The 22008-nt window shown below is 38.1% G+C and carries 18 protein-coding genes; 5 read left to right on the top strand and 13 right to left on the bottom strand.

All coding sequences use genetic code 11. From position 1 onward, the window contains the following. Entirely contained in the window at positions 1-1266 is a 1266-nt protein-coding gene (locus WD048_04310) for a hypothetical protein (protein ID MEX0811418.1), read from the top strand. A 43-nt stretch (positions 1267-1309) separates the two neighbouring features. On the opposite strand, the gene WD048_04305 is transcribed toward WD048_04310, so the two are convergent. Both WD048_04305 and WD048_04300 read right to left on the bottom strand, forming a co-directional pair. Next, positions 1310-4141, bottom strand: coding sequence for an Npt1/Npt2 family nucleotide transporter (locus WD048_04305; GenBank protein ID MEX0811417.1), 2832 nt, complete (start codon positions 4139-4141; stop codon positions 1310-1312). A 90-nt stretch (positions 4142-4231) separates the two neighbouring features. Next, the gene (locus WD048_04300) at positions 4232-5185 is read right to left on the bottom strand and encodes a serine hydrolase (protein MEX0811416.1); all 954 of its coding nucleotides are present in this window, start codon (positions 5183-5185) and stop codon (positions 4232-4234) included. A 378-nt stretch (positions 5186-5563) separates the two neighbouring features. On the opposite strand from WD048_04300, the gene WD048_04295 reads away from it, so the two are divergent. After that, positions 5564-6598: an IS630 family transposase gene (locus WD048_04295; protein ID MEX0811415.1), complete on the top strand. Its 1035-nt coding sequence runs from the start codon at positions 5564-5566 to the stop codon at positions 6596-6598. On the opposite strand, the gene WD048_04290 is transcribed toward WD048_04295, so the two are convergent. The 3 genes from WD048_04290 to WD048_04280 all read right to left on the bottom strand — a co-directional run bounded on the left by WD048_04290 (position 6586) and on the right by WD048_04280 (position 8733). Beyond that, positions 6586-6798 (bottom strand): hypothetical protein, encoded by a 213-nt coding sequence (locus WD048_04290; GenBank protein ID MEX0811414.1) that lies wholly within the window; start codon positions 6796-6798, stop codon positions 6586-6588. The genes WD048_04295 and WD048_04290 overlap by 13 nt on opposite strands. Before the next feature lie 128 nt (positions 6799-6926). Further along, complete coding sequence (gene rocD, locus WD048_04285) at positions 6927-8156, bottom strand: ornithine--oxo-acid transaminase (GenBank protein ID MEX0811413.1); 1230 nt, start codon at positions 8154-8156, stop codon at positions 6927-6929. A 115-nt stretch (positions 8157-8271) separates the two neighbouring features. After that, the gene (locus WD048_04280) at positions 8272-8733 is read right to left on the bottom strand and encodes a cytidine deaminase (GenBank protein ID MEX0811412.1); all 462 of its coding nucleotides are present in this window, start codon (positions 8731-8733) and stop codon (positions 8272-8274) included. A 19-nt stretch (positions 8734-8752) separates the two neighbouring features. Here WD048_04280 and WD048_04275 point away from each other — a divergent pair, with 19 nt between their 5' ends. Both WD048_04275 and WD048_04270 read left to right on the top strand, forming a co-directional pair. Beyond that, a complete protein-coding gene (locus tag WD048_04275; protein MEX0811411.1) occupies positions 8753-10105 on the top strand; it encodes a saccharopine dehydrogenase C-terminal domain-containing protein in 1353 nt (450 codons plus the stop codon). 155 nt (positions 10106-10260) lie between these two features. Then, entirely contained in the window at positions 10261-10452 is a 192-nt protein-coding gene (locus WD048_04270; protein ID MEX0811410.1) for a cold shock domain-containing protein, read from the top strand. Between the two features lie 100 nt (positions 10453-10552). Here the strand turns inward: WD048_04270 and WD048_04265 are convergent, their stop codons facing one another. After that, a complete protein-coding gene (locus tag WD048_04265) occupies positions 10553-11992 on the bottom strand; it encodes a hypothetical protein (GenBank protein MEX0811409.1) in 1440 nt (479 codons plus the stop codon). Positions 11993-12200: 208 nt separating this feature from the next. Here WD048_04265 and WD048_04260 point away from each other — a divergent pair, with 208 nt between their 5' ends. Further along, on the top strand, positions 12201-14597 hold the full coding sequence (locus WD048_04260; protein ID MEX0811408.1) for a T9SS type A sorting domain-containing protein: 2397 nt from the start codon (positions 12201-12203) through the stop codon (positions 14595-14597). Positions 14598-14695: 98 nt separating this feature from the next. On the opposite strand, the gene WD048_04255 is transcribed toward WD048_04260, so the two are convergent. The 7 genes from WD048_04255 to WD048_04225 all read right to left on the bottom strand — a co-directional run bounded on the left by WD048_04255 (position 14696) and on the right by WD048_04225 (position 21944). Continuing rightward, the gene (locus tag WD048_04255) at positions 14696-15934 is read right to left on the bottom strand and encodes a DEAD/DEAH box helicase (protein ID MEX0811407.1); all 1239 of its coding nucleotides are present in this window, start codon (positions 15932-15934) and stop codon (positions 14696-14698) included. Positions 15935-15979: 45 nt separating this feature from the next. Next, the gene (locus WD048_04250; GenBank protein ID MEX0811406.1) at positions 15980-16336 is read right to left on the bottom strand and encodes a hypothetical protein; all 357 of its coding nucleotides are present in this window, start codon (positions 16334-16336) and stop codon (positions 15980-15982) included. Position 16337: 1 nt separating this feature from the next. Beyond that, positions 16338-16550 carry a hypothetical protein gene (locus WD048_04245; protein MEX0811405.1) on the bottom strand — a complete coding sequence of 71 codons (213 nt, stop codon included), beginning with the start codon at positions 16548-16550 and terminating at the stop codon, positions 16338-16340. Between the two features lie 7 nt (positions 16551-16557). Further along, a complete protein-coding gene (gene purL / locus WD048_04240) occupies positions 16558-18795 on the bottom strand; it encodes a phosphoribosylformylglycinamidine synthase subunit PurL (protein ID MEX0811404.1) in 2238 nt (745 codons plus the stop codon). A gap of 3 nt (positions 18796-18798) precedes the next feature. Beyond that, on the bottom strand, positions 18799-20067 hold the full coding sequence (locus WD048_04235; protein ID MEX0811403.1) for a polysaccharide biosynthesis C-terminal domain-containing protein: 1269 nt from the start codon (positions 20065-20067) through the stop codon (positions 18799-18801). Between the two features lie 205 nt (positions 20068-20272). Next, the gene (locus tag WD048_04230) at positions 20273-20701 is read right to left on the bottom strand and encodes a peptidylprolyl isomerase (GenBank protein ID MEX0811402.1); all 429 of its coding nucleotides are present in this window, start codon (positions 20699-20701) and stop codon (positions 20273-20275) included. Positions 20702-20804: 103 nt separating this feature from the next. Next, entirely contained in the window at positions 20805-21944 is a 1140-nt protein-coding gene (locus WD048_04225; protein MEX0811401.1) for a serine hydrolase, read from the bottom strand. Positions 21945-22008 lie beyond the last annotated feature (64 nt).

Below are 22008 nucleotides of genomic sequence, written 5' to 3'. Positions count from 1 at the left end.
ATGATCAAAACACTTAAAATAAGTCTTTTGGCTTTTGCCTGTATGGCTTTTATTGTACCTGCAAATTATACGGATTATCCAATTGATGGCTACCAATACTCAGGTATAAAACGCTTGAGAGGCTTAGAATTGTCACTTTCAGGCGATTTACCCGCTATTAAACTACCAGCAGGAGCCTACAAAAGCATAAATGATATTAAACTTAACTTGCTCTCGCGAAAGCAAAATACGCCAAAGGAGATTTTGGTTCAAGATGCATTGCTTCAAAAAAAGATAGACGCTTTATTTCCTAGGTTAGATAAAAGCTACTCTGTAACTGTTCTTGATATTTCAAAACCAGATAGTTTGAGGTATGCACAACAAAATGAAACTCGTGGTTACCAGCCAGGAAGTGTGGGTAAGCTAATAGTGGTTACTGCACTATTCGATCAGCTAGCTAAAATTTATCCTGATGATTACAACAAGCGTGTTGAACTCTTAAAAAACAAAATGGTAAAAGGAGGGAATTGGGTGCTAACTGATGAACATACCATTCCGGTGTTTAATATAGAAACCAATAAATTGGTAAAGCGCCAAGCACAGGCAAGCGATGTATTTTCTTTGTTTGAATGGGCAGATCATGCCTTGTCTGTCAGCAATAATGGTGCAGCGAGTGTTGTGTGGCGAGAGGCCTTACTCATGTGTGCTTTTGGAGATAAGTACCCAACGATGACCCAAGAAGATGCCGATGCTTATTTTAAAGAAGGGCCTAAAAATAGTATCACAGACCTAGCTGTTTCCATAGTTAACGATCCTTTACGACAATTGGGTATTACAGAAGATGAATGGCGTTTAGGAACTTTTTTTACCAGAGGTGTAAATCCTTATGTGGGTAGTAAAGGTGGGAGTATTGGCTCGCCACTAGGACTCATGAAATGGATGCTACAACTTGAACAAGGTAATATTGTAGATGAAAAATCAAGCTTAGAAATCAAGCGATTAATGTACATGACCGATCGAAGAATTCGCTATGCACAAGCACCTGAATTGAGGGATGCCGCTGTCTATTTTAAATCTGGAAGTTTGTATAAATGCGATATAAGCAAAGGCGAAGAATGCGGTAAATACAAAGGTAATGTGTTTAACTATATGAATTCAGTAGCCATTGTAGAACATACGGATGGTTCAAAATATATGGTATGTGTTATGACCAACGTATTGAACAAGAACTCTGCAAGTGATCACTTAATGCTTGCCAGTAAGATCGATAAGGCTGTTAGGGGGTAATTATTATTTCAAATATGTAGGAGATGTTTGATGCCTCACTTTTTTAAGCTGATTTTGAAATAGACTGCATAGCCTTTACTGCAAAATCTCTTATTCCTTCATCTTTATGATGTAGAAAGGGAACAACAAGGCTAGTATATTTTGGGTCTCCCATTTTATTAATGAGGTAAAGGACAGCTAATTTTAGACGTCCATCTTTCCCATTGAGGATATTTTGAAAACATTCAAATTCAGTTGTTTTGTTTTTGCTTATCGCTTCTATTACCTCAACTGAAGTAATATCTAGTATGCTGGCTTCAACTATAGGGATAAGCGCATTTTTTAAATCTGGATTAAGCAAAATATCTAAAAACTCAATAGCATTTGTTCTCTTTTCTTGCTCTTCACTAAGAATGCCTTGGTAGGCCATGCGCACATCTTTTTGAGAGTAGCGCAATTCCAACAGTTTAAAAATGCGTTGTAATCCATTTTCTAATCTCCTTTCCAGCAATTCCATTAAGCTTTCTCTTGCTTTCATTTCTTCATCTGGCAAATTCATTTTTAGCCGCTTACGCCTTAAATAATGAACAATGATTTGGGTATGCATTGCATTAATTGTGTTGTCATAAAGCTTGCATTCTTCAAGAATAAGCTTGGCCACTTGTCTTTCGTTAAATTCTAAACTTTTATTTTTTTCTTTTAGAATACAAAGTTGAGTCACACACTCCAAACGAACGGATAAGTCTACAGCATGCTTAAAGCTTTCAAAAATGATTTCCACAGCTGCTTGGGTGTTAAAAGCAGCCATAGTTTTGGGAATAAACTTCTTGACAGACTCCTGAATTTCGTCAGCCATAAGTTTTTTGAAAAGTACATTAAGCATAGCTTTCCCATAATTTGTAAGTGCCTTTATCGCTATTTCCCTTTGGCTTTTAATGACTAACTTTTCCAATAAAGGATTAACAAATAAGTCATTGAGCGTATTTCCAGCAGCTATGATAGCTTGTTGTTGTAATACATCATTTTCTTTACTATTTAAAGCATCAAGAATAGTATCGTAACCTTTTTTATAGTCAGCATCACCTATAATTTGTAAAAGTTCAATTTGTTCTTTGAGTTGAAGTTCTTCTGGCAGTAAGGCGATTTCTAATTTCTTTTTTTCAATACGGTCAAATAGGTTGTACTTTTCTTTGAGTACAATATTATCCTGAGATTCTTTGGCTAAACATAAAAGTGCAGCGCCTGAAATATATTCATCAGGATGATCTAAATAGCTATCAAATACAATACTTTCGTCTGTGTTTGAGTGTAAAAGTAAATACTCTAGCGTTGCCATAACAAGTTCATCATCTTTTGTGTTTAAAAAGGATATCACTTCCGTATAGATGCTATCTGCATTTAAGAAATATAGATTACGTAAGGCTTCAGCCTTGATTTTATGCGAAGGATGGCTTAAGAGTTCAGAAATTGGTCCAACTAAACGCTTATCATTTACCTCCTGTGCTTTACTTAACATATATAGTATTTCTCGATCTTGACCATTTTCAAAAACATTCCGCATTCCCTCTATAAAAGACTCCTTGGGTGTTTCTGTTTTTCTCTTTTTTATAGGAACAGGTACAATAACTTCAAGATTTTTTCTAAAGGAAAGAAAGTATTCTTTACGTACTTTGAAAACAAAATATGCCCATGTGAAGGTGAGTATTACAATAAGCACCATGATGTATGAAGGGGGCACATCCAGGCCTTTTATTAAAAAGATAAGAATACAACCTGCAATTCCCGTTGCAATACTATCAACTACAACATCAATAAAAGATTTTGTTTTCTTTTTAAGTTGTAAAGGCAATGGCAATGCAATCAATTCAATGGCAGATTTATTTACAGATTGTTTTAAACTAGCATCTGTGGCTTTGAGGAGTATGACTACCCAAAGTTCCGGAAAGACTAAAAATAACAAGCCCCCTAAAAATATCAAAACGGGTAATAATATTAATGAAAAGCCAACACCCCAAACACCAACAATTCTTCGGGTTAGGAAAAGTTGAAGCAACAAAGAAGCTACGTTAAATGAAGACAACCAGAACCCAAAGAAAGAAGTTAACTCATCACTATCTGTGTAGTGTTGTGCTGCGATATAGCTAAATTCGTAATCTACTAACTTCGCTGTAATTACACCAACTCCAATAATAATTGCAAGATAAGTGAGGTGCTTTGAGCCTTTAATGAGTTTAAAAGGATTTTCATTTGAAGTGGCAGTTCTTTTTTTCTTTTTAAAAGTATTAAGAGCACTTACTTTTATTTTCCAAATCTTAGAGAGTAATGGGAAACAGGGGGCTAAAAAGAAAGCTGCAACAAATACAAGATTTTCATTGCCTATAAAGGGTGCTAAAATAGTGGTGAGATAGCCTCCAAAAATACCACCTGTAATGGCGCCAGCACCAATAAAACCGAATAACCGCTTGGCTTCTCTTACATTAAAAGCGAGATTTGCTAACACCCAAAATTGTGATGTAGCCAAAACTGCATATATAGCGACACCTGTATAAAACATGTATAAAATCCATCCTTTGATGAGACCTAAATGCAATAATGCTCCTAAAATAATTAGGGATACAATACTAAAAACAATGGTAAATCGAATAATATGTAATAACGAAAATTGCTCAGTGGATCGTGAATAAAAGTAAGAGCTTATGACAGCAGTAATGGCTACTAATAAAAATCCAAAAGGAAGATTTTCTGCACCTAACTCAGAAATAAATATTGAATTAACTAAAGGTTTGATGATCAGTAGAGTGGCAATGATAAAAAAAACATATCCCTGCATCAGTAAGGCTACTTTCAACTCTCCATCCCTAATGTCGAATAATTTCTTTATGAAGGTTTGTACCATGCAGTTTTAAGGGTTCTAAATATTTTATTTCTTGTACTTTAAAGGAGGCCTAAGCACTAATAACCTTAGGCCTCTGTAAAATGACACAAATCACTTCTTTAAAGCCCTTTCTACAGGCATGACTAAGTCTCTTATAATTTGTTCTCCACTACTGTCATCTACAAGTGCTACTAAAATGTATCTTCTGTTTGGATCTTTTCCCCAAACCAATACAGAATCTGAATGATAGGTTTTCCATGAACCGGATTTGCGAAACAACCGCGCATCAGGTGCAATTATGTCTAATGTATTTACAAATTTATGATGCAAAGCAGGATCCTCCATTATCTCAAGCATTTGTTCAGATCGTTCTTGATTTACTAATTTCCCCTGAGCCAACAGATAATAAAACCGACATACTTGAGTGACTGTAGCAGCATGACTTAAATTTCTGATCGGCTCACGATTTGTCGCTCCGCCACCTCCGTAACGTTTGCCAACCCATAAACCTCCGCCAAATTCTACATCGTACAAACAGTATCTATCACAGGTTAAAATCGATTCTATTTTTTGAAAGCCCACTCTGTCTATCATACGTGTTGTTGCTGCGTTGTTAGATTTACTGATCATTATTTTCATATCTGCTTTTACTTCTGCAGTTTCCTCAAGTTCACCGTTTTCAATAGCATCAGTAGCAGCTAAGAGTACTGCAATTTTAGGCAAACTGGCAGCATACATCATGTGATTGCCGTTTATATGAGCAAATCGAATGTTGTTTACATCAGTCAAATCGACAATACCAATAGCCATTTTTTTATTGGCTACCAGGCTTTTCCATTTAGAAACTTTATTAATTTCATCTTCCAGTCTTTTTTGAAGTTTCGGGTCACTAAGCTCTGGCAATAACATAGAATCATTTGGAATCCGAATGGGCAATCCTGTGGCTTGTATGGGAGACAATGATTCTGTATCGACATAAGTAATTTCTTTTTCTTGTCCCCGACAAGAAAAAGAAACAAATATACATGCATATAAAGCAACTTTAAAAAAACAGATATCCTTCATTTGCGCCTTAATATATTTTAACTTTAAAACACATGAATAACAATACCTTATCAAACCTAAACAATTTATAGACGTATTGTGAGCCTATTTATAACATACCTCATAATTGGTCACTTGAAAAACAACTAATTTCCCAAGATCTGCAAAGTTTGAAGGATATAGAATTCCCTTCTCTAGTTTTTAAAAGGATTCTGACTAACGTCAAATTTATCAATTTGTTTTTTAATTCGCTTGACTAAGCCCAGCTTTCTTTTTTGGTCAAGAAAAAGGTATTCGCGTGGAGGTTGATAGGCTATTTTTTTGGTGATCATATTCCATATTATTAACTTAACGGTAATATACCGATATAATTAGATAAATTTTCCGTATCTTAGGGCGATGGAAAAGACAGATTTCAGGAAACTAAGCAGCGAGCAGCGTTTCGCCTTCCGGCTGCGCGCGGTCAAGTTGTTGCAAGAGGGCAAAAAACAAAAGGAAGTGGCGAAAACCTTCGGTGTCAGGGAGAATACCGTAAGCGACTGGAAGAAGGCCTATAGGGCAGGGGGCGAAAAAGGGCTGTGGGACAACGCCCGTGGCGCAAAGTCCGAGAACATGAAGCTGCTGGACAAAGAACAGGAAAAACAGGTCCAGCGGATGATACTGGACACCATGCCGGACCAACTGAAGCTGCCCTACGCCCTGTGGACAAGGGGGGCCGTAAAGGAGCTGGTGGAGCTCAAGCTGGGGGTAACCCTTGCCGTGAACACGGTGGGCGACTACCTCAGGTCATGGGGGTACACTCCCCAGAAGCCAAAGAAGAAGGCCTACGAGCAATGCCCGGAAAAGGTGCGCAAATGGCTTGACGAGGAATACCCCGCCATCAGGGAGCGCGCAACCGAGGAAGATGCCGAGATACACTGGGGCGATGAAACGGGCGTGCAGAACAACTGCCAGCATGGGCGCTCCTATGCGCCACGGGGCAGGACGCCCGTGAAGAAAAGTATGTCAAAGCGCTTCTCGGTAAACATGATATCCACCGTGACCAACCGGGGAAAGGTAGAGTTCATGATCTACTCGGGCAGCATGCACTCAGACAGGCTGATCGAGTTCATGCGACAGTTGATCAAGGGCAAGGGGAAAAAGACCTTCCTCATACTGGACAACCTGCGGGTACACCACAGCAAAAAGGTAAAGCAATGGCTCGGGGAAAACCGCAAGGCCATAGAGGTATTCTACCTGCCATCCTACTCCCCGGAGAAAAACCCCGATGAGTACCTGAACTGCGACCTGAAGTACGGCATGTCGGAAAAGCCCTCGCCAAGGAGCCAGGATCAGCTCAGGGACAACGTGGAAGGACACATGAACATGCTTAAATACAATAACGGCAGGGTAAGGAAATATTTTCAGCACGAGGAAATAAGCTATGCCGCATGAAAATATCGGTCAAATACCGTCAGGTTAATAGTAGCTCTTAGCGATTCATTTTGTACCATTGATTGAAAAGCTTCAAGAGATGTATAGTGATATAGCTGTGCTTCTTTTTTATATTCTTCACTTTTAGTTAGTATTTTATATGTATTTTCTGAAAATTCTTTAATTCCTGAAATGAAAGTGTCAAAAACAAAATTATCCATCTTACTTTTTTGAGTATTTAGTATTACCAAGAACTCACAAGATAAACTTTTATCAAAAATACATTTTGAGATAGAGCTCTAAATGCCAATAAAAAAGCCGGCTAAAAACCGGCTTTCTGATTTAAAAACTATTTCTTATCAAAATCCCTCAAAGTCCCTTTAATAATTTCCAAGCAATCCATCAATTGCTCTTCAGTAATAATTAAAGGCGGAGTAAAGCGGATTTTATTGCCTTGGGTGGGCTTGGCCAATAATCCCCTGTTTTTCAGCTCCATGCAAATGTCCCATGCAGTATTGCTTTTTTCCTTATCATTAATCACAATTGCATTCAGCAGTCCTTTGCCTCTGACCAGTTTGAGAATGTCCAGTTCATTTACCAGTTGCTCCATTTCTTTGCGGAATATTTTTCCCAGGCGAAAAGCATTTTTCGCCATTTTTTCTTCTTTCACAACCTCCAATGAGGTTTTAGCTACCGCACATGCCAGTGGATTGCCTCCAAAAGTAGAACCGTGTTCTCCCGGTTTTATACAAAGCATAACCTCGTCATTTGCCAAGGCTGCCGACACAGGCAAAACGCCTCCCGAAAGGGCTTTTCCCAGGATCAGAATATCAGGATGTGCCTCCTCATAATCACAGGCCAGCCTTTTCCCTGTCCGGCCAATACCAGTCTGCACTTCATCGGCTATAAAAAGCACATTGTATTTTGTACACAGTTTGCGCACACCAGCAAGATAACCTTCATCCGGTACAACTACACCGGCTTCGCCTTGAATGGGCTCCACCATAAATGCTGCGACATTGGGATCCTGCAATTCCTTTTCAAGTGCTTCAAGATCGTTGTACGGAATCACATCATATCCTGGCATGTATGGACCAAAACCTTCATAGCTGCTGGGGTCATCAGATGTAGAGATGGCAGCAAGCGTCCTTCCCCAGAAATTGCCATTCACAAATATTATCCGGGCTTTGTTTTCTGGAATGCCCTTTTTGGTATAGCCCCATTTACGCGCAAGCTTATTGGCAGTTTCACCGCCTTCTACACCGGTATTCATTGGCAATATTTTATCGTAGCCAAAATATTTAGTGATGTATTCTTCGTATTCCCCCAGTATATTGTTGTGGAATGCACGTGAAGTAATGGTGAGTTTTTCTGATTGCTTTCTGAGTGTTTCTAAAATTTTTGGGTGACAGTGTCCTTGATTAACGGCAGAATATGCTGCTAAAAAATCATAATAGCGTTTGCCGTCTGTATCCCAGACAAAAACCCCTGAACCTTTTTCCAATACTACCGGCAGCGGATGGTAGTTGTGGGCTCCATAGCGTTTCTCAAGCTCTATATAGTATTTCTGATCTTTCATTATTTCATTTTGCTTCAAAAGTAAGAGATAATTGTTCACTTAGCTAATGAAATGACCGTGTAAATTGTTTGCCGATTTGCTTTGAAAATTTGATGCTGATAGAGCACTCATTTTGTCAAAAAGTAAAAGGCAGTGGAAGCAAAGACTTGACAGAGGGCAACAGATAAATTTCTTCGCTTTTTCCTTTCAGTAAAAGCCGTATGTTTTGATTTTGCCGAAATTCCTGTTGAAAAAGTGATTGCCTGCAAATGCCACATGGTGCAGCAGGAGCATCGGAAGGCACTACTATTGCTATGGTGTATATAGGCGTCCCTGGTTTTTGCATAGCCAAATTAGACAGGCCCACGCGTTCCGCACAAATTCCTGCGGGGAAAGCGGCATCTTCCTGGTTGCTGCCCAGAATATAAGTGCCATCATCCAATTGGAAGGCTGTTCCTACGGGAAATTTTGAATAAGGCGAATAGGAGAGTGCGGAAGCTTCTTCTGCTTTTTTTAAAAGTATTTGATCGGCCTTGCTCAATTGATTTAGGCTTTCATAAACTTTTACAGTAGTTTTAAATTCTATCTTATTTGTCATAAAAAGCAAGCTAAAACTAATGAAAAATATTTTATTAATAGGAGCAGGGAAATCCAGCAATGTATTGGTGGACTATTTATTGACAGAAGCATCTGAAAACGATTGGATGATTAACATAGTTGATATTGACCCTGAAACCGTAAAGAAAAAATTTACGACACACGACAGGTTGAAAATTTCAGCATTGGATATTCGCAAGCAAGATCAGTTGGAAGCAACAATAGAAACACAAACGCTTGTTATTTCCTTATTACCGGCTCATATGCATGTGCCGGTAGCTGAAGCTTGCATAAAGCTCGGCAAAAACATGATTACAGCATCTTATGTATCTGATGAAATGCGGGCTTTGGATGAAGCTGCGAAAAAAGCGGACGTTTTACTGCTGAATGAAATGGGGCTGGATCCAGGAATTGATCATATGTCGGCCATGCAGTTGATTCACCGGCTTAAAAAGCAAGGTGCTTCTATTGATACCTTTGAGAGTTTTACTGGAGGCTTGCTTGCTCCAGAAAGCGAAGCAGACAACCCCTGGCAGTATAAATTCACATGGAATCCACGCAATGTGGTGCTGGCAGGGCAGGGGGTGTCCAAATTTTTACACGAGGGCAAACTGAAGTATATTCCTTATCACCGCTTATTTCATCGAACAGAAATCATACATATTCCGCCCTATGGCTATTTTGGTGGCTATGCCAACAGAGATTCGCTGAAATATCAAAGTATTTACGGATTGGAAAATGCAAGAACCATTTATCGCGGAACTTTACGCAGACCTGGTTTTAGTCGCACTTGGAATGTTTTTGTTCAACTGGGAGCAACAGACGATTCGTATCAAATCGATTGCAAGAATATGAGCTACAAAGATTTTATCAATTCCTTTTTGTATTTCCGTCCCAAAGATTCTGTAGAATTAAAACTGGCGCATTACCTGAATCTTGACCTCGATTCGGAAGTGATGTACAAATTGCGCTGGCTCGGTATTTTTTCAAATAAAAAAGTGGGACTTGAAAAAGGAACCCCGGCTCAAATACTGCAAAAAATTCTTGAGGACAGGTGGACTTTAAAAGAGGATGAAAAAGATATGATAGTGATGTGGCACAAGTTTATTTATAAATTAAAGGATACTATGCATGAATTGCATTCCAGTATGGTATGTATTGGTGAAAATCAAAGAAATACTGCAATGGCCAAATGCGTGGGTTTGCCATTGGGACTTGCTGCAAAATTGCTTTTGAGTAATGCAGTGGAATCCAAAGGAGTGCAATTGCCCGTATTGGAAGAAATTTATAAGCCTGTATTAAGAGGCTTGGAAGAAAAAGGAATTGTTTTTGAAGAAAACGAAACAGGAGAGTTAGATCAAAGCTATTTATAAAAGCAGCTTTGGTCTTATGTCTTATAAAATTCAGCAAATCAATTGAGCTTAAAATTTGCCTTTTTGATTGCCTTTTAGAAAAAAATATATTCAGATCTACTATTTCTAAAAAATTCTGTTATCTTTGATCATATTTTTTAATTATAATTAACACAATGAGAAACGGAATTGTAAAGTTCTTCAATGAATCAAAAGGCTACGGCTTTATTAAAGACGTAGAAGAAGACAAAGAGTATTTTGTACATGTATCAGGTTTGATCGATGAGGTCAAAGAAAATGACGAAGTGAGTTTCGAACTTCAAGAAGGTCGAAAAGGATTGAATGCCGTAAATGTTAAACTGGCTTAAGTTCATCAGGCATTTATAGAAGTACAATGGATTCAAGACCGGGCTTTGCCCGGTTTTTTTATGCCAAAAACTTTTTTTCTTATAAAAATTAGTACCTGCCTTATTCAGAAATACTGACAGCAAGAAATGTTTTCGCTTTTTCTTTTAGCCATCCAGCGTCTGCCAGTGGCTTTGTGGAGTTGATTTGCTCAATTATAAGTGCGGCTTTCTTTTTGTCTCCATTTGTCAGTTTCGTCAATTTTTTAGTAATCTTGATCAGGTTTTTGTACGTTTTCACGTGGTGCTCCGAAAGATTTTTCTTTCTGTTGAGATAGGTCTTGAAACTTTCCATCAAGGCATACAACAATTCTAATTCCCTCAATTCATAATAGGTTTTCATCAACATAGCTTTGGAGTCGAGACTGTAGAATACATCTTTGTATTCCACTTTTTGTAATAAATCCAATACGCTGTCGTAATTATTTAAATAAAAATGATATTTCGCCAGATTATAGGAATAGGCATTTTCTCTTTCCTTTGTAGGCAAATATGCTTTGTATGTGTTTATAAAGGAATTGGCCCAGTTAAAATCTTTGCTGCGCAATGCAGTAACAACTATGTTTTTATAATCCCAGGGCGACAATTCTTCATTTTTGAGTATGATTTTTCTCTCCAGCAATATTTTGTAAATATTTAAGAGCTCATTGAGATAGGCTGTTTTTCCTTTGTTGATTTGCCGGATACAGAAATTTTGGGCATAAATATACATTTCCCTTGTTTCGGGTTGAGGAAAATTATGGTCACTTACTTTAAGTGCTGACATTAATTCGTGAAAATTGCTTTCATTTTCAGGCTGAGTCAATGTCAGAAGTATCTTGTAGTATATATTTATTGCAGGAATCTCGGAATAATTTTTTTTGCTGAGCAACTCAAGGATCTCGTCCAGCAAAATGGTTTCCTGCTCCACTGCACCAATAGTTTTGTAATTGAGCAACTCACAGCAGTATTTCAGTTTGTAAATAAGATAAAATGTATCGAGTTCTTGTATGGTTTGTGTATAATCCGGCTGTGCAATAAAACGGTTTTTGCGTTGTGCAAAATGTGTCAGAAAACGGTTTCGTATGTCTTCCCGCTTAAATTGATTGAGATAAAATTGTCCGTTTTTTATGGATGTATCAGGATTTGTTTTTTGGTAAGTTTGGTTGAATAGTTTTTCCGAATTTCGTTCAATCAATTCTTCAAGTAATGAATGATCCAGTAGATGCTTTTCCTTTTGTAAATGTTCGGTTTCAAGAAATTTTTCTATCATGGAAGATAGCGTAGTTAAGTATTGGCGGCAGTGTAGGTCTTTGTATGGCTTATTTGGAAATAGATATTGATAAATATTTTTTTTGTCCGGTTTTCCGTTTTTAAATGCTGCATTTTCACTTACTAAATATTGAAAAAGCGTGGATAATTTTTCATTGGTATTAAAATAGGGAGATTGAATAAATTTATTAAAATCCTTGAGCTCTGTTTTGTCAAGGCTTTTGAATAATAAATAAAGTTTGGAATCTGACATATTTATTGCTTAATTTAATAATGTTTTGATTTCAGTAAATGTACGCATTTAAATGAACACTTAAAATTGTAAATTACTGATATTACTGAGCCTTAAATTTTTTATGTTAAATTATGAATGAACAATCTGTATAAAATGTCCTTTTTTTTGAGTAGAATGAAAGGCATTTTTGTAATCGATGATAATAATATCACCAAAATCAATGATCATGAAAACTCTAATTGTAATAGTCGCTTCATTTTTTAACATTAGTATTTTTGCACAACCTGTTGTTGAGTGGGATAAGACATTGGGAGGTAATTCTCATCAACAATTGAGAAATGCCATTCAACTTCCTAACGGTACATATACAATGGGAGGCTGGTCTAATTCAGGCATCAGTGGAGATAAAACAGTACCCCATAAAGGTGATCTTGATTTTTGGGTTATAAATGTAAATTCATTGGGAGGGATTTTATGGCAAAAATCCTATGGAGGACTTGGATGGGATGATCTTAACCAGATAAATATAACATCAGATGGAGGGTATATACTTGGAGGGACTTCCAACTCAGACATTTCAGGTGATAAAACAGATACTTCAAAAGGGGGCTTAGACTACTGGATTTTAAAAACTGATAGTACTGGTAATATACAATGGCAAAAAACCTATGGAGGAAATGCTGATGAAAGGTTGTATTCTATATCACAAACTATAGATGGTGGGTATATAGTAAATGGTTGGTCTGAATCAGGAATTTCAGGAGATAAGACTGAAAGTTCAAAAGGGGGAATAGATTTATGGATTCTAAAACTTGATATTTCGGGCAATATACAATGGCAAAAGACTATTGGAGGAACTGGTAATGAATCCTTTTATCAGATTTTACATTCTGACAAAGGAGATACTTTAGGTGGTGCGCCTATAATTCAAACAAGTGATGCTGGTTACCTTTTAGGTTGTTCTTCAAATTCAGATATATCAGGAGATAAGACAGAAAATTCTAAAGGTGAATTTGATTATTGGGTGATTAAACTGGATAATAATGGAAATATACAATGGCAAAAAACCATTGGCGGAGCGCAATCTGATAGAATTCATGCTATAGAAGAATCTTCTAATAATGGTGAATATATAATAGCGGGATCTTCCAAGTCTGGTATATCAGGAGATAAAACAGAAGCCCATATAGGGCAATTTGATTATTGGGTTGTGAAACTTGATATTTCAGGAAATATACAATGGCAAAAAACTATTGGAGGAAGTGATTTTGATGCTTTAACAACTGTCAATGAATGTGACAACAGTGATGTTTTGATTGGGGGGAAATCCAGGTCTCCGGTGTCAGGTAGCAAAACAATGAATACAAAAGGTTCCAATGACTACTGGCTTGTAAAATTGGATACTTCAGGAAATATTGTTTGGCAAAGCGTTATTGGCGGAAATAGTTGGGATAATCTTAGTTCAGTAAGCTTAACAAATGATGGGGGGTATTTTTTAGCAGGCACTTCCCAGTCCCTAATTTCAGGTGATAAATCTGAAGCTAAAAGAGGCTTGAGAGACTATTGGGTAGTAAAACTTTCACCTGATACTGGTGTAGTAGCGCAAGACTTGGTTTGGCCAGGAGACGCGAATGATGATGGAGTTGCCAATGTCTATGATATATTACCGATTGCAGTTGGGTACAATACAGCCGGCCTTGTTCGTGCAAATGCTTCAAGCAACTGGGTAGGTCAGGCTTCTTCAGACTGGGCAGACACATTTTCAATTGGTGTGAATTACAAACATGCAGATTGTGATGGCAATGGAATTATTGACCTGTTTGATGTTCAACCCATTGGAATGAATTATGGACTTACGCATGCTAAGTCTAGTGGTTCACCTCAACAAGCGTTGAACCCTGACTTGTTTCTAAATTTTCAAAAAGACAGCTTTCAGCTTGGAGAAACAGTTCAGGGTACAATTCAACTTGGAACAATGTCCAATCCTATTGATGATATATATGGTATTGCTTTTTCTATTGCTTATGATGCCAGTATAATAGATAGCAATTCATTTCAAGTTGATTTTAGTAATTCGTGGCTGGCTCCAATTGACAGCAGTGTTTTCTTGTATAAGGATATTTACAGTGCCTCTAAAGTTGATATGGGTATTGCCAGAATAGACCACAATAACAAAACAGGATATGGAGCACTTGCTATTGTGAGTTTTGTACTTCAGGACAATATAGATGGTAAAAATGATTTAGCAGCTACATTAAACTTAAACTTTGATAATGTAGTGGCTATTGCTGCCGATGAATCAGAATTGAATATTAGTTCTGCCGGTGACTCATTGTTTGTTCAAAATAAATCTGTAGGTATTGCTCCAAATTTTGAAGGGCAATTTGGACTTGAAGTATATCCAAATCCTACAAGAGGGCAGTTAATAGTTGAATGGCATGAAAACAATGACCTGGAAACTATTAAACTTTTTGACAGTACCGGAAAGATAATTTCACAAAACAATATCAGCGGAGAGCTGAAAACTACATTGGACACACAAAATTTGCCTGCGGGAATATATTTACTGGAAATTGCCGGTAAAAATAGTAGAAGCATGCGAAAAGTGTCTGTTCTGAAGTAAATAAGGGTTGTTTTATTACTAACTATAATTGACTGTTGCCTATAGTCAATGAGGGGTGGAAGAAGAAATTTTTCCATCCCTCTGTTTTTATAGCAAACTTACTTTCTTTTCTTTCGCTTGTTATTCATTTCATCTTCAATTAATGCTTTCCAATTATCGCCTGAATCTTCCTGCATTTGATCACTAAGAGCAATCGTGTCTTCATAATCTTTTTTATGGACAGGTAAAACCTTTATTTTTTTGCCCAGCAATTCCTCAATTTCCTTCAGTAATTCTTTTTCTTCAGTGCTGCAAAAAGAGAGGGCCTGCCCTTTTTTATTGCCCCGTCCTGTTCTTCCTATTCGGTGTACATAATTTTCTGCTTTTTCGGGCATATCGTAATTGATTACAAATTCTACATTACTCACATCTATTCCTCTTGCACTCACATCAGTAGCAATCAATACATTGATCTCATTTTCTTTAAAAGCATCTAAGATTTTGATGCGCTCTTTTTGGTCTTTTGCACCGTGCAGGGTTTCACAAGCGATATTTACACGTTCCATTGCATTTTTAACCCGTTCTGCTCGAACTCGCGTTCTTACAAATACGAGAATTTTACTTTCCGGATTTTCATTTATGAAGCGCTCTAGAAAAAAGCGCTTATCGTCAATACCAATGAAACAAAGGGCATGACTTACATTTTTATTCACCGGGTTATCAGGAGAAATTTGAATGCGAATGGCATTTTTTGAAATCAGTGAATAAGCCAGTTTTTTTATTTTTGGGTTGATCGTAGCAGAAAAAAACAAGGTCTGTCGCTTTGCGGGCAATCGAGCACTCAAATCTCGGATGTCGTCAATAAATCCCAAATCCAGCATATGATCGGCCTCATCAAGCACCAGCGTTTTTGTGTTTTTTAGAGAAACATATCCTTGTGCATTTAAGTCAAATAGGCGACCTGGCGTTGCGATTAAAATATCATTGCCTTTCAGCAGGCTTTTGATTTGTTTGTCCTGTTCTACACCACCAAAAATGCAAAGACTTTTGCAGCGGGTGTGTTTTTCCAATTGATTAAAAACACTTGTGATTTGCAAAGCCAATTCTCGGGTGGGAACCAGTACAACAGCTTGAATATCAGAAGCAGCTTTGTTTTTTTTTGATTTGTGAATTGTATCAATCAGTGGAAGGGCAAAAGCCAGGGTTTTCCCAGTTCCTGTTTGGGCAATGGCCAACACATCTTCGCCTTTCAATATCGGTGGAATACACTTAAACTGAATATCTGTAGGCCGTTTAATGCCCATAGATTCAAGGTTTTGTTTTAAAGTGTCGGATATCTTGTAGTCTTGAAATTTCATTGGGTTAAAATATTGAGCAACTGAAATGAATTGCGCTTTTAAAAATTACTGTTTTTTGTTCATGGTAAAGTAAAAAAGTACAGCACCCATTCCAAATGCGGGGAAATCGTATGGATCAAAAGTGAAATCACTTGATAAAGCCGGAAAAAGAAATTCGCTAATAACAGAAACAATTGTAGTGGCAATAACAATTTCCATTACTGAAAGCGTATAGTCAGCACCCAGATTCCAGAGGTAACGCCTTTCCATCAAAAAGGCATATAGCAATAGCGGCATCCCAAGCAATGGATCGACATAACGATCGAGCATAGGCAATTCTATGCCCATTAGCTTTTGGCCTACCTGATGGGCAGTAAAGGAGATCAGAAAAATCCAGAACAATATGTTGCCAATGCCCTTCATATTAAAGTGAAAGTAAAAAAGCAAATAGCAATACAAGAATAATTACCGGAGATAGAATGATGAGTATAGCAATTCCCACTATCTGTAAAAAGAGTTTTAGAAGTTTTACTGACCAGTGATCTTCAACATGTGTTTGAGTAAAATTTCTGAATGAATCCCAGGCCTTTTGCAGTGGATTTAATTTGCTTTCCTCTTTCAGATTTTCCGGCTCCATATTCGTATTATTCCACCAATGCAGAGCTTTCACCCAAATGACTAGGAATAGCTGTTTCATAGAGCAATTTCCAGTCTTTAGTATAGCCATAAGGCTCTAAATCAATGATCACTGTATTTTCGGTAACCAAACCAATTTGCTCAAAACCCTGAGCGTTATTTCTCAGAAAATCCTCAAACTCCTCTTTTAGTGAAGGCGTAACACTTACCACTACACGACTTTGACTTTCAGAAAAAAGAAAAGCATCTTTTCTCACTTTATCGCTGCATTGAATCTGAAAACCTTTGTCACCCGACATGGCACTTTCCAACAAAGTGATCCAAATGCCGCCTTCGGACACATCATGCGCACTATTGATCAATTGCTTTTTGATCAATTGTTGAATATTTTTCTGCAATTGAAATTCTTCATCCAGATCAAAATGTGGCGTAGTACTTTCATTGATTTCATGATAGCGAACTAAATACTCGGAAGAATTGATTTCATTTTTTGGAGCACCAAGAAGGTAAATCAAATCATCTTCTGTTTTAAAATCCAAGCTCATACACTGATTGCGATCTTCTACAATTCCCAACATTCCAATCACAGGAGTAGGAAATACTGCACCTCCATCATTGGACTGGTTGTAAAAACTAACATTCCCACCTGTAACAGGGGTTTTGAATTTCTTACAAGCATCGCCCATGCCTTTTATTGCATTTACAAACTGCCAGTAAACCTCAGGATTGTATGGGTTTCCAAAATTCAGACAATTGGTAATGGCAGCAGGCTGCCCACCAGAACAAACAATATTTCTTGCAGCTTCTGACACGGCTATTGCAGCACCTTTGTACGGATCAGCTTTTACATAGCGCGCATTGCAATCAACACTCATGGCCAGGGCTTTATTGCTATCTTTAATTCTGATCAAAGCAGCATCAGCAGGAGCATTGGTTGTTAAATTATTGATACCCACCATTGAGTCGTATTGCTCTGAAACCCATTTTTTAGATGCAATGTTGCATTCAGAAGCCAGCATAGAGCATACTTTCATATAATCTTCAGGTTCTTTTACTTGCTCAATATCGAATTTTTTGTAGGCTTTGTAATAAGCTGGTTCAGAATATTCTCTTTCATAAACCGGGGCTCCGCCACCCAGTACAAGATCATCAGCAGGCACTTCGGCTACTTTTTTACCGTGCATATAATATTCCAGCGTATTGCCTTCGGTTACTTCACCTATTACGGCACAATTCAAATCCCATTTGTCAAAAATGGCTTCAACTTCTTTTTCCCTGCCTTTTTTCACCACAATCAACATGCGTTCCTGCGATTCTGAAAGCAGAATTTCAAATGGCAGCATATTGTCTTGCCTTGTAGGTACTTTATCTAAATCAATGCGCATACCGTGTTTGCCTTTGGCCGACATTTCAGACGTGGAACAGGTAATGCCTGCTGCTCCCATATCCTGCATACCAACTATAGCATCGGTTTCGGCCAGTTCAAGAGAGGCTTCCAACAATAATTTTTCCTGAAATGGGTCACCTACTTGTACTGCCGGTAATTTTTCAGATGAATCTTCAGAAATATCCTCTGAAGCAAATGTGGCACCGTGAATGCCGTCTTTTCCGGTAGCGGAACCAACAATATACACGGGGTTGCCCTTTCCGAATGAAATAGCTGAAATGGTTTTGCCAACTTTCATAATTCCTACTGACATGGCATTGACCAAGGGATTGACTTCATAACAATTGTCAAAATAAACCTCCCCGCCAACAGTGGGAACGCCAAATGAATTGCCGTAATCTCCAATACCTTTCACTACTCCCCTTAGTAAGTGTTGTGTTTTAGGACTTGTGAGTTTGCCAAACCGCAATGAATTCAATGCTGCAACAGGCCGGGCGCCCATAGTAAAAATATCACGGTGAATACCACCAACACCCGTAGCAGCTCCCTGGTAGGGTTCAATAGCTGAAGGGTGATTGTGCGATTCAATTTTAAAAGCACAGGCCAGTCCATCTCCAATATCAATCAATCCGGCATTTTCTTCCCCGGCTTCCGCCAATAATTTATCGCCTTTTTTGGGCAGTGTTTTTAACCAATTGATGGAGTTTTTATAGGAACAGTGCTCCGACCACATTACCGAAAAAATACTGAGCTCGGTAAAATTGGGAGTGCGCCCCATTATGCTTTTGATTTTTTCATATTCTTCTTCAATTAATCCCAATTCCTTGGCTACGTTGAGATCGACCTTAATTGTTGACATAGATTACTTTTTTGAAATGAAACTTCTGATTTTTTCCAGGAGTAAAGTTTTATCTTTTTCACCGGGTATTAAATCCTTGTAATTCAATTTATTTTCTCTTAAAAATTTTGCAACTGCAAAAATGGCCATCAACCCGAATCCAGTTGTACCAGCTAATCCAGCACCGCTAATAGCGTAGTTTGGAATCAGGATCAAACCCAGCGCAAAGGTACATATTAATCCGCTAAGCGAGATATAGATATTGATGCGGTTTTCTCCTCGCCCTGCAAAATAATGGGAAGTGATCAGGTAGATATTGTGCAGCCAGATACCGGGGACCAGCCATTTCATGTAAAGCGTAATGGGTTCAAAGGCATAACCGAAAATTGCTGCATAAACACTGCCGGGAATCAGTAGTACCAATACAAGAAAAATACCGCTGCTGATCAGGCTTGCTTTTATAAGGCTGAGGCTGAGATTGGCTGCGATTTTTTGTTCAGGAGTATTTGAAACCTGGCTGAACTGAATGAATGAAATTGAACGACCTGTCAACCAGGCCACTTCCAGAATTGAAACACCTACAGAAAAAAGTCCCAGGGAAGCTGCTCCGTGAAAATAAAGCATTAAGTAGAAATTGATGCGATAGACTAAAAGCAGGAGCATATCTGCTATTTGGAATTCAAAACTTTTGCTCAAGCTTCTTTTTAGGGCATCAATTGAAAATTCAAAATTAATAATGCTGAGCTTTGGCAAAAGCCATAAAAAGGATAGCAGAAGAGTGGTACTGTAGGAAAAATACAAGGCATAAATATAGCTGTCGAGGGTTTTGCTCTGGAACAGGTAAAACCCCAGGCTTAGCCCAAGTAGAGTAAGAAATACCTGCATACCCTGAAGAATATTGTGCTTCTTTATTGCGCCCTTTCCTGCCAAAAGCGAAGCATTGGCCTCTAATATTGCTGCCAAAAAAGCAAGTATAAGAATGGCATAGGTCCATTGTTGCGGAACAAGCTGAAATGTAAAAAGCACAATAGCGGCAAGCAATGAGCTGATTAACGCTCCGCTGTAGTTTTGAAGCAAAAGTTGCAATGCTGAAAAACGGGGGCTGAGATATATCAGTGTTTTACCACCGCTCATATTTGCAAGAAACACAACCAGGTAAATACTGGTAATAATCAGTGTGCTTTCGCCTTTTCCCTGAGCACCAAGCACACGCGATATTCCGATTACAATCAGAAAATTAAAGATCAGCGTGGCACTGCGTGTGAATAAGGTATGGAAGATTTTGCCGAGCAAGGATTTGAATTAACAATTTAATTGCAAAATTAATCTTTTAGGACGGTTTGGTATATAGGTTTATATGTCTCAGGCATAAAAAACACTATTCGAAATAATTATTAAACTCAGGTAAAACTGATTTGTGCTTGTCTGATTCATAAAAGAAATAAAAAAAGACGAACTTATTAGGTTCGCCTTTAATAACAATTTGAAAATGCAAGCCTTAAACGACCTCCACTAATTCAATATCAAAAACAAGGTCTTTTCCTGCCAGGGGATGATTGGCATCCAATACCACTTCTTCATCTTTTACTTCCGTAATTACTAGCAGTTGTTTTTTTCCGTCTTGTTGACTGGCTTCCAATTGCATTCCTACTTCAGCATCGAGGCCTTCAGGTAATTTTGTTTTAGGAACATTAATAATGGCTTCTTCATTTCTGGGGCCATAAGCCTTTTCTGCAGGGATGGCTACTTCTTTTGATTCTCCAACTTTCATACCATCAACAGCGACATCAAAGCCTTCTATCATTTGTCCTGCACCAACAGTAAATTCGAGAGGTGCTCTTTCTCTTGAACTATCAAATACTGTTTCATCAGTTAATTTTCCGGTATAATGTACCTTTACTTTACTTCCTTTTGTTGCTTGAGACATAAGCTCTTCTAATTTTAATTATTAAAAAGTTTTCACAAAGTTAAGAATCTCAAATCCGCTCACCTATTATTTAACGTTTTTTTTCATAGTGAATGTCTTGAAATTAAACATTTTGCATTTTTAGAACTTCTTCAATAATGATGTGCACATCCTCAGTGTGTTGATCTGGAAGATCTTTCATGCGTTTGTGTCCCAAGCGGACAATCACCAAGTCCTGTGCTGGAATTGTGATGATGTATTGACCCAAAATTCCCCTTTGATAAAACGCTTCAATTCCATTGGATTCTATAACCCAAAAGCTGTATCCGTAGTAGGGAGAAAGAGCTGATTTTCCAGCTTTTTTCGCAAATGTAGAATCAAGGATCTGTTGACCGTTCCAGTTTCCGTGGTGGATCATCAATTTGCCAAACCGGGCAAAGTCCCTCGCATTGGAGTTGAAGCAGCAAAAGGCCATTTCGATGCCATTGTCATCGGTATGCCAAGTGGCTTTGTGTTTGGCACTTAAAGGTTTCCACAGCCATTCGCTAGTCAATTCACTCAAAGATTTTCCCGTGGCTTCAATTAAAGCCAATCCCAACAACTGGGGAGAACCACTTTGGTAATTGTATTTTTTACCCGGTTCCTCATCTATGGGCAGCGAAAGCAACAATTCTTTGATATCTGATCCATAATAGGCTTTGGCTGTAATGCTAAACGGATTTTTGTAGTGTTCATCCCAATGAAGCCCAGAAGACATGGTGGAAAGGTGCCACAGCTCCAATTCATCTGAGTAGGGGCCTTTTAGCTCTGGTAGGAAATCCTTTACCTTTTGTTCCCAACTTTTGAAAATGCCCTTTTGTATGGCAATTTGCGCCAAAAAAGTAGTGATGGTTTTAGCCATGGAAAAGGAATTGGTACGCGAACTATCAGAATAGCCATTCCAGTATTGTTCCAAGATGATGCTGTCATTTTTTATAGCAAGAAAAGCGATGCTATTGGTCTCCTGAAGTGTAGATTCTAGGCGATCTGTCAATGCTGTTTCGTTGTAATTTTGGTGCAGCGGCCATTCCCAATTATCAGAACCGGTACCTACGGTATTGGTGTCAAAAAATCGTGCATCGTCAATGGTGGCGGAATTATTGCCGTGCAAATATGTGCCCCGCGCGGCTTTGAGTAGATAGCCATTTCCAGTTAATTGAATCCCTAGAACCAGCAAAAGCAAGATCAGGGCAATTCCCATGAGTATTTTAATAAAGTGCTTCATTTGGTAAATATAAATATTGCTTGTTTAATTTAGATGAAAACCAAAACCATTTCTATATTGCTCT

The organism is Chitinophagales bacterium (assembly GCA_040877935.1).
Classification (GTDB): Bacteria; Bacteroidota; Bacteroidia; order Chitinophagales; family CAIOSU01; genus JBBDNB01.
Note: the sequence above shows the minus strand (reverse complement) of the source record. Positions and strands in the feature narration are given on the sequence as shown.

Excerpts from the sequence above, each read along its gene's own strand:
- WD048_04310 (MEX0811418.1), top strand. The coding sequence starts at position 1 with ATGATCAAAACACTTAAAATAAGTCTTTTGGCTTTTGCCTGTATGGCT.
- WD048_04305 (MEX0811417.1), bottom strand. The coding sequence starts at position 4,141 with ATGGTACAAACCTTCATAAAGAAATTATTCGACATTAGGGATGGAGAG.
- WD048_04300 (MEX0811416.1), bottom strand. The coding sequence starts at position 5,185 with ATGAAGGATATCTGTTTTTTTAAAGTTGCTTTATATGCATGTATATTT.
- WD048_04295 (MEX0811415.1), top strand. The coding sequence starts at position 5,564 with ATGGAAAAGACAGATTTCAGGAAACTAAGCAGCGAGCAGCGTTTCGCC.
- WD048_04290 (MEX0811414.1), bottom strand. The coding sequence starts at position 6,798 with ATGGATAATTTTGTTTTTGACACTTTCATTTCAGGAATTAAAGAATTT.
- rocD (MEX0811413.1), bottom strand. The coding sequence starts at position 8,156 with ATGAAAGATCAGAAATACTATATAGAGCTTGAGAAACGCTATGGAGCC.
- WD048_04280 (MEX0811412.1), bottom strand. The coding sequence starts at position 8,733 with ATGACAAATAAGATAGAATTTAAAACTACTGTAAAAGTTTATGAAAGC.
- WD048_04275 (MEX0811411.1), top strand. The coding sequence starts at position 8,753 with ATGAAAAATATTTTATTAATAGGAGCAGGGAAATCCAGCAATGTATTG.
- WD048_04270 (MEX0811410.1), top strand. The coding sequence starts at position 10,261 with ATGAGAAACGGAATTGTAAAGTTCTTCAATGAATCAAAAGGCTACGGC.
- WD048_04265 (MEX0811409.1), bottom strand. The coding sequence starts at position 11,992 with ATGTCAGATTCCAAACTTTATTTATTATTCAAAAGCCTTGACAAAACA.
- WD048_04260 (MEX0811408.1), top strand. The coding sequence starts at position 12,201 with ATGAAAACTCTAATTGTAATAGTCGCTTCATTTTTTAACATTAGTATT.
- WD048_04255 (MEX0811407.1), bottom strand. The coding sequence starts at position 15,934 with ATGAAATTTCAAGACTACAAGATATCCGACACTTTAAAACAAAACCTT.
- WD048_04250 (MEX0811406.1), bottom strand. The coding sequence starts at position 16,336 with ATGAAGGGCATTGGCAACATATTGTTCTGGATTTTTCTGATCTCCTTT.
- WD048_04245 (MEX0811405.1), bottom strand. The coding sequence starts at position 16,550 with ATGGAGCCGGAAAATCTGAAAGAGGAAAGCAAATTAAATCCACTGCAA.
- purL (MEX0811404.1), bottom strand. The coding sequence starts at position 18,795 with ATGTCAACAATTAAGGTCGATCTCAACGTAGCCAAGGAATTGGGATTA.
- WD048_04230 (MEX0811402.1), bottom strand. The coding sequence starts at position 20,701 with ATGTCTCAAGCAACAAAAGGAAGTAAAGTAAAGGTACATTATACCGGA.
- WD048_04225 (MEX0811401.1), bottom strand. The coding sequence starts at position 21,944 with ATGAAGCACTTTATTAAAATACTCATGGGAATTGCCCTGATCTTGCTT.